Source organism: Treponema sp. R6D11, from assembly GCF_054786075.1.
Genome location: NZ_BDHD01000126.1, coordinates 1 through 5,053, shown reverse-complemented (window position 1 = coordinate 5,053; position 5,053 = coordinate 1). Strand labels below are relative to the sequence as shown.

Below are 5,053 nucleotides of genomic sequence, written 5' to 3'. Positions count from 1 at the left end.
ACGGTTCTAACAGCGGCACATACAAGATAGCGTTCAATACGTCCTCAACACCGCCTGACAACGACGAAACTAATGACAACAACGAAACAAATGACAACGATGGTATGTACAATGTTGATAATTGGTGGAGTTGGGATGATCCTAGCGCAACCGCTACAGCAACACATTCTGTTGCCGCTGACGGCGTGTGTACAATCACCATAGGTGGCATTCCTCAGGTTAATAATGAAACAGACGGTTGGGGACGATGGAAAGCAATGGCTGCGTATTATTATGGTGATATTGCAAAAGCAAAAACTTCTTATAAGTATAAATTTGAGGCATGGACACAATCAGGAAATCGTACTTTAGATGTTCAGTATTACAATGACAATGAAGCCGAAGGCGGGCAAATAAGGTTACATGAAGAAATTCAGCTAACGACTGTACGGAAAACGTATACAATAGAAGGACTCAGCTTACCAGACACACTGCCCGAACCAAAAAATGATCATATAAATTTATGGTTTCTAGGCGCAGACAAGTTAGGGACATTCTATGTAAAGATTATTTCGATAACGCCTTTGGCAGGTTTTAGCGAAGTAGATGACGGCGGCAATATCGCAGTTACCCTTGACAGCGTAAATGCAAACGGCTCAACTACGCAAACCACAACTCAATTGACGCTGACCTTTAGTCAGGAGATAACTGATCTTTCCGCTAATGACATTACCTTGAATGGAGTATCAAACGTAGTCAAAGGAACTCTTAGTGGTTCAGGACCAACGTATACTTTAGATATCAGCGGATTTACTTCAAGCGGAACTTTGATCGTGTCGGTCGCTAAATCGGGCTATACAATAAGCGATTCACCCAAGACAGCAAGCATCTACTTTTACACGCCCCCATCCGTCGGTATTACCATTGAACTGGTGGATATAAACGAATGGGAACTAACCGAACAATCTGTGCAAGCCTTTCACAATGAAGATAAAACATTCACATTAACAGGAATATATACGTCCTACCAGTGGTATTTGGACGGCGTGTCTGTAGGAACATCACAAAGCTATACTTTAAACAAACCTGCGGGTGTATACCAGCTTGTTGTGGTAGTAACAAACAGTAACGGTGAGAGCCGTTCAGGACGCTGTCGGGTTACGGTATTGAACTAAATTAAGGAGAAACCATGAAAAAGATAACATTATTTAAGCGGGCTTTTTGGATTGCGGGACTGACAGCCCTGACAGCTCTATTTTTTGCTTGCGATAATGGGCTTCAATTTGAGAAACTGTGGAATGACGCCGGCAAGACTACAGTATCCTTTACCGTTTCAGACGGCACGGCACGAACTGTGCTGCCGCAAGTTTCTCTTAATGACGTTGCCCGGTATACGCTACTTGGCGGAATCAGCGGTACAGAAGAAACGACGCTGAAGGAATTTACCGGTACTGGAACTTCGGTATCTCTGTATCCGGGAACGTGGAATTTTACTCTGAACGCCTATAACGCAAGCGGCGCGCAAATACTGCAAGGAAAAGTACAGGACAAGCAGATCAATTTGTCAGAAAATAATCAGGTAAGTTTCTCAATGTCCGTTTTGAAGAGCGGTACTGGTTCGATACAGGTTACGTTCTCTTTTCCAGAAACCGCCGGTATTACGCAAATTAACGTAAAAGGAGATGTTAGTACTGAAAACTTTACCCCCGATAGTGGCGGAAATTTTGTCTATGCTAAAGATGAATTTGTCGCAGGGGATTATTTTATAAATTTTGAATTTTATCGTGGGGATACGCTACAAGTTGTGATCTCCGAACTGTTTCTGGTAAGGAACGGTTTAACTAGCGTCAAAACCATTACTCTTGTAGGGGAAGATTTAAAACCCATTCTAACAGGAATGGTAAGCATAAGCGGTAAACCTGAGTCGGGGCAAATCTTGACGGCAAACACCGATTTGCTTGACGGTGTTGGAAGCATAAACTACCAGTGGAACAAAGATGCAACCGCCATTATCGGAGCTACTGCAGTTGCTTATGCGGTACAATCCGCCGATATTGGTTCAACGATTACTGTAACCGTAACCCGCAAAGGCTATTTAGGCAGTATTACCAGCGAGCCGATCGATGTTGAAAAGTACATTACTCTTACCGCCAATACTTGGGCAGATGGCGATCTTCCCAACTCAGGCAGTGAACAGTGGTTCAAATTTACCGCAACGGCAAGTACACAGTACATACACGTCTCTTTTGGTACTTTACCACCGAATTTGTATGTGCAGTTATATGACTCGAGCGGTAATGAGGTTGGATACCGAACAAACTTGAGAGGGTCTTCCAAATCCACATCACTGTCAGTAACAACGAACCAAGTGTACTATATAAAGGTAACGTCGTATTGGAGTTATGACAGAGGTACTTACCAGATAGCGTTTAATACTGATTTTATTCCTCCAGGTGTCGCTATCCAACTTACCGCAAACACATGGGCTGACGGTAATCTCCCCGACTCAGGCAGTGAACAGTGGTTCACCTTTACCGCAACGGCATACACGCAGTACATACACGCCTCTTTCGGCACTTTAACGGATTTGTATGTGCAGGTGTATAACTCGAGCGGCTATGCGGGAAACCGAACAAACTTGAGAGGGTCTACCAAATACATCTCACAGTCAGTAACACCGAACCAAGTGTACTATATCAAGGTAACGCCGTATTCGAGCAGTGACAGCGGTACTTACCAGATAGCATTTAATACTGGTTTTATTATTCCTGGTGTCGCTATCCAACTTACCGCAAACACATGGGCTGACGGTGATCTCCCCAACTCAAGCAGTGAACAGTGGTTCACCTTCACCGCAACGGCAAACACGCAGTACATACACGTCTCTTTCGGTACTTTAAAGGGTTTGGATGTGCAGGTGTATGACTCTAGCAGTAATAAGGTCGGAAGCCAAACAGACTTGCATAGTTCTTCTCCCTACACCTCACGGTCAGTAACACCGAACCAAGTGTACTATATCAGGGTAACGCCGTTTTTGAGCGGTTACAGCGGCACGTACAAGATAGCGTTTAATACTGATTTTATTCCTCCAGGTGTCGCTATCCAACTTACCGCAAACACATGGGCTGACGGTAATCTCCCCAACTCAAGCAGTGAACAGTGGTTTAAATTTACAGCAACGGCAAGTACGCAGTACATACATGTAGCTTTCGGCTCGCTAAATGATCTATATGTTCAAGTGTATGACTCAAGCGGCGCTACGGTTGGGAGTGAAACCTATTTATATAATTTATATAACAGTACAAAATACATCTCACGGACGGTAACCAGCGGGCAAGTGTATTATATAAGGGTACGCCCTTACGGTTCTAACAGCGGCACATACAAGATAGCGTTCAATACGTCCTCAACACCGCCCAATTAACAGTAAGTAGAACGGAACGCCTGACATTTTAGCACACGCAAAAGTGTCAGGAATCAACAAACGGCTATATGCGGTGTCTGGACACTGTGCTTAGCCAAAAAGGAGTTTTTGATGGAAAAAACACTGGAAAAAAACATTTGTCAATTGTTGAATAAAGTCGCAGGTGTAAGGAAACGCTATGAGGCAAAGTGGCGGAGGACTGGAGAGAAGTATAACCTTTTCAAAGTTGCCAAAATAGACAAGGACGAAGTCAAAATATGCAGTGTTCTCGCCGATTTGCTTGATCCGCAGGGTAAACACTGGCAAGGAAATCGTTATCTCGGATTTTTTATACATAAATCAATTTATAGGAGTTTTCCATGAAACTGACAAAAAAAACTGTTTGAAATTTCCGCAATTATTGCGGTAATTGGGTTTTTAGCTCTGCCTTTGACGGGATGTAGCTCAGATGATGACAGCTCTGGCGGAACTGGTACAGGCGACGGCGGCGGCACTGCCGGCGAAACGACAAGTCCAACTGGTATTGTTATGGTCTCGATACCTGCCGGAACATTTATCATGGGCAGTCCTGAAAACGAACCAGACCGCAATAGCAATGAAACGCAACATTCGGTAACATTGAGTGAATTTAAAATGGGCAAATATCAGGTAACGCAGGCACAGTATCAGGCGGTTATGGGGAGCAATCCGAGTAACTTCACGTCAGCAGTAACGGGGGAAAGCGGTACTCCCAGCAAATTACCTGTTGAGTCCGTAAGTTGGTATGACACATTGGTATTCTGCAACAAATTGAGTGTTATGGAAGGATTAAGCCCCGCATACAGTATTAGCAACAGTACCGATCCTACAGTATGGGGGACAGTGCCAACGAGTAGTAGTGCAACATGGGATGCTGTAATAATTGTTGCAAATTCTACCGGTTATCGTTTGCCTACCTCAGAACAATGGGAATACGCCTGCAGCGCGGAGACAACAACGGCGTTTAACACAGGAGCTACAATTAGCGACAATACAGGGTGGTATGCTAGCAACAGCGAAAGCAAGACACATCAGGTCGGGTTAAAGTCTGCAAACGCATGGGGTTTGTATGATATGCATGGAAACTTATGGGAATTATGTTGGGATTGGAACAGTAATACGTTACGCGTGCAGCGTGGTGGGAGCTATTCCAGTTCAGCCGGGGGACTGCGTTCTGCGTACTGTGGTGGCACCGCCCTCCCGTACTCTGGCAACAACGGACGTGGCTTCCGGCTTGTCCGCCCCTAATGAGGGAAGTGGTTAGTAAATAGTGATTAGAAAAGGCGAAATGCCCGTGCCTAAACAAACGGCAGGGAAATATTTAAGGAGGAAGAACAATGAAAATAATTATGTTAGTAGGACCGGGAGGAACCGGAAAAACAACAACGCTTAAAAAAGTTTATGAGCGGTTATCTAATAATATACAACCAAAATATTATCAAGAAATAAATAAAAATCCGGATATAGAATGTTATCCTTTATATCATCACGATAAAAAAATTGCTTTGTGTTCGGCAGGTGATACATTGAATTGTATTACGAAACCAATAATAAAATTCTGTTGTATGGGAATGGATGTTATTATAATAGCGTTTAGTGAAGACAAATTATTAGAAGAAGCAAAGAAATATC

Annotated in this window: 5 protein-coding genes; all 5 read left to right on the top strand. The window is 43.7% G+C overall.

Going from position 1 to position 5,053, the window contains the following annotated elements; translation table 11 throughout:
- The coding region (locus ACYVTD_RS09590) for a hypothetical protein (RefSeq protein ID WP_461247554.1) at positions 1 to 1,154 on the top strand (1,154 nt) is incomplete at its 5' end.
- Between the two features lie 14 nt (positions 1,155 to 1,168).
- Positions 1,169 to 3,403 carry a pre-peptidase C-terminal domain-containing protein gene (locus ACYVTD_RS09585; protein WP_461247553.1) on the top strand — a complete coding sequence of 745 codons (2,235 nt, stop codon included), beginning with the start codon at positions 1,169 to 1,171 and terminating at the stop codon, positions 3,401 to 3,403.
- Between the two features lie 111 nt (positions 3,404 to 3,514).
- Positions 3,515 to 3,766 (top strand): PD-(D/E)XK nuclease family protein, encoded by a 252-nt coding sequence (locus ACYVTD_RS09580; protein WP_461247552.1) that lies wholly within the window; start codon positions 3,515 to 3,517, stop codon positions 3,764 to 3,766.
- A gap of 66 nt (positions 3,767 to 3,832) precedes the next feature.
- Positions 3,833 to 4,669, top strand: a complete 837-nt coding sequence (locus ACYVTD_RS09575; RefSeq protein ID WP_461247551.1) for a formylglycine-generating enzyme family protein — start codon at positions 3,833 to 3,835, stop codon at positions 4,667 to 4,669.
- 89 nt (positions 4,670 to 4,758) lie between these two features.
- On the top strand, positions 4,759 to 5,053 hold a 295-nt coding region (locus tag ACYVTD_RS09570), incomplete at its 3' end, for a hypothetical protein (RefSeq protein WP_461247550.1).

Excerpts from the sequence above, each read along its gene's own strand:
- ACYVTD_RS09585 (WP_461247553.1), top strand. The coding sequence starts at position 1,169 with ATGAAAAAGATAACATTATTTAAGCGGGCTTTTTGGATTGCGGGACTG.
- ACYVTD_RS09580 (WP_461247552.1), top strand. The coding sequence starts at position 3,515 with ATGGAAAAAACACTGGAAAAAAACATTTGTCAATTGTTGAATAAAGTC.